Origin of the sequence: Pseudomonas sp. NDM, assembly GCF_003105095.1 — a bacterium.
In the GTDB taxonomy this organism is placed as follows: Bacteria; Pseudomonadota; Gammaproteobacteria; order Pseudomonadales; family Pseudomonadaceae; genus Aquipseudomonas; species Aquipseudomonas moraviensis_A.
The window spans coordinates 1-3,355 of sequence record NZ_QETJ01000275.1; the positions used below are offsets into that span (position 1 = coordinate 1).

2 rRNA genes are annotated in these 3,355 nt (G+C 51.2%); both read right to left on the reverse strand.

The features are described 5' to 3' along the window. Positions 1-23: 23 nt before the first annotated feature. Positions 24-139 (reverse strand): 5S ribosomal RNA (gene rrf, locus DCO47_RS26280). A gap of 156 nt (positions 140-295) precedes the next feature. After that, positions 296-3,189 (reverse strand): 23S ribosomal RNA (locus DCO47_RS26285). Positions 3,190-3,355: the final 166 nt, after the last annotated feature.

Consider the following 3,355-nt stretch of genomic DNA (forward strand, 5'->3'; position numbering starts at 1 on the left):
GCAATTGGGGTTTCGGAATTTAATCTTGACGATGACCTACTCTCACATGGGGAAACCCCACACTACCATCGGCGATGCATCGTTTCACTGCTGAGTTCGGGATGGGATCAGGTGGTTCCAACGCTCTATGGTCGTCAAGAAATTCGGGTACTGACTCGTGACCAGATGGCCTCGCTTCAGCAAATTGGGTATGTGACAGCTGTCGGTGTTTGTGCGCTTCGAACTTTCGGTTCGTTTCGTCTTCACACACCGCAATCTGGTGCCTTCTCAGGTCAGCAAATTGCTTGGGTGTTATATGGTCAAGCCTCACGGGCAATTAGTATTGGTTAGCTCAACGCCTCACAGCGCTTACACACCCAACCTATCAACGTCGTAGTCTTCGACGGCCCTTCAGGGAACTCAAGGTTCCAGTGAGATCTCATCTTGAGGCAAGTTTCCCGCTTAGATGCTTTCAGCGGTTATCTTTCCCGAACATAGCTACCCGGCAATGCCACTGGCGTGACAACCGGAACACCAGAGGTTCGTCCACTCCGGTCCTCTCGTACTAGGAGCAGCCCCTCTCAAATCTCAAACGTCCACGGCAGATAGGGACCGAACTGTCTCACGACGTTCTAAACCCAGCTCGCGTACCACTTTAAATGGCGAACAGCCATACCCTTGGGACCGGCTTCAGCCCCAGGATGTGATGAGCCGACATCGAGGTGCCAAACACCGCCGTCGATATGAACTCTTGGGCGGTATCAGCCTGTTATCCCCGGAGTACCTTTTATCCGTTGAGCGATGGCCCTTCCATACAGAACCACCGGATCACTAAGACCTACTTTCGTACCTGCTCGACGTGTCTGTCTCGCAGTCAAGCGCGCTTTTGCCTTTATACTCTACGACCGATTTCCGACCGGTCTGAGCGCACCTTCGTACTCCTCCGTTACTCTTTAGGAGGAGACCGCCCCAGTCAAACTACCCACCATACACTGTCCTCGATCCGGATAACGGACCTGAGTTAGAACCTCAAAGTTGCCAGGGTGGTATTTCAAGGATGGCTCCACGCGAACTGGCGTCCACGCTTCAAAGCCTCCCACCTATCCTACACAAGCAAATTCAAAGTCCAGTGCAAAGCTATAGTAAAGGTTCACGGGGTCTTTCCGTCTAGCCGCGGATACACTGCATCTTCACAGCGATTTCAATTTCACTGAGTCTCGGGTGGAGACAGCGCCGCCATCGTTACGCCATTCGTGCAGGTCGGAACTTACCCGACAAGGAATTTCGCTACCTTAGGACCGTTATAGTTACGGCCGCCGTTTACCGGGGCTTCGATCAAGAGCTTCGCGTTAGCTAACCCCATCAATTAACCTTCCGGCACCGGGCAGGCGTCACACCCTATACGTCCACTTTCGTGTTTGCAGAGTGCTGTGTTTTTAATAAACAGTCGCAGCGGCCTGGTATCTTCGACCGGCATGAGCTTACGGAGCAAGTCCTTCACCCTCACCGGCGCACCTTCTCCCGAAGTTACGGTGCCATTTTGCCTAGTTCCTTCACCCGAGTTCTCTCAAGCGCCTTGGTATTCTCTACCCAACCACCTGTGTCGGTTTGGGGTACGGTTCCTGGTTACCTGAAGCTTAGAAGCTTTTCTTGGAAGCATGGCATCAACCACTTCGTCACCCAAAGGGTAACTCGTCATCAGCTCTCGGCCTTAAGATCCCGGATTTACCTAAGATCTCAGCCTACCACCTTAAACTTGGACAACCAACGCCAAGCTGGCCTAGCCTTCTCCGTCCCTCCATCGCAATAACCAGAAGTACAGGAATATTAACCTGTTTTCCATCGACTACGCTTTTCAGCCTCGCCTTAGGGACCGACTAACCCTGCGTCGATTAACGTTGCGCAGGAAACCTTGGTCTTTCGGCGTGGGTGTTTTTCACACCCATTGTCGTTACTCATGTCAGCATTCGCACTTCTGATACCTCCAGCAAGCTTCTCAACTCACCTTCACAGGCTTACAGAACGCTCCTCTACCGCATCACCCGAAGGTGATACCCGTAGCTTCGGTGTATGGTTTGAGCCCCGTTACATCTTCCGCGCAGGCCGACTCGACTAGTGAGCTATTACGCTTTCTTTAAAGGGTGGCTGCTTCTAAGCCAACCTCCTAGCTGTCTAAGCCTTCCCACATCGTTTCCCACTTAACCATAACTTTGGGACCTTAGCTGACGGTCTGGGTTGTTTCCCTTTTCACGACGGACGTTAGCACCCGCCGTGTGTCTCCCATGCTCGGCACTTGTAGGTATTCGGAGTTTGCATCGGTTTGGTAAGTCGGGATGACCCCCTAGCCGAAACAGTGCTCTACCCCCTACAGTGATACATGAGGCGCTACCTAAATAGCTTTCGAGGAGAACCAGCTATCTCCGAGCTTGATTAGCCTTTCACTCCGATCCACAGGTCATCCGCTAACTTTTCAACGGTAGTCGGTTCGGTCCTCCAGTCAGTGTTACCTAACCTTCAACCTGCCCATGGATAGATCGCCCGGTTTCGGGTCTATTCCCAGCGACTAGACGCCCTATTAAGACTCGCTTTCGCTACGCCTCCCCTATTCGGTTAAGCTCGCCACTGAAAATAAGTCGCTGACCCATTATACAAAAGGTACGCAGTCACAGAACAAAGTCTGCTCCCACTGCTTGTACGCATACGGTTTCAGGATCTATTTCACTCCCCTCTCCGGGGTTCTTTTCGCCTTTCCCTCACGGTACTAGTTCACTATCGGTCAGTCAGTAGTATTTAGCCTTGGAGGATGGTCCCCCCATATTCAGACAAAGTTTCTCGTGCTCCGTCCTACTCGATTTCATGACTAAGAGATTTTCGCGTACAGGGCTATCACCCACTATGGCCGCACTTTCCAGAGCGTTCCGCTAATCTCAAAGCCACTTAAGGGCTAGTCCCCGTTCGCTCGCCACTACTAAGGGAATCTCGGTTGATTTCTTTTCCTCAGGGTACTTAGATGTTTCAGTTCCCCTGGTTCGCCTCTTGCACCTATGTATTCAGTACAAGATAACCATCTTATGATGGCTGGGTTCCCCCATTCAGACATCTCCGGATCAAAGTCTGTTTGCCGACTCCCCGAAGCTTTTCGCAGGCTACCACGTCTTTCATCGCCTCTGACTGCCAAGGCATCCACCGTATGCGCTTCTTCACTTGACCATATAACCCCAAGCAATCTGGTTATACTGTGAAGACGACATTCGCCGAAAATTCGAATTTCTCAACTAAGAGAACTCACAAATTTTACCTTAGCCTGATCCGTTACCAGTGAAAGTAACGTTCAGTCTATCTTTCTATCACATACCCAAATTTTTAAAGAACGATC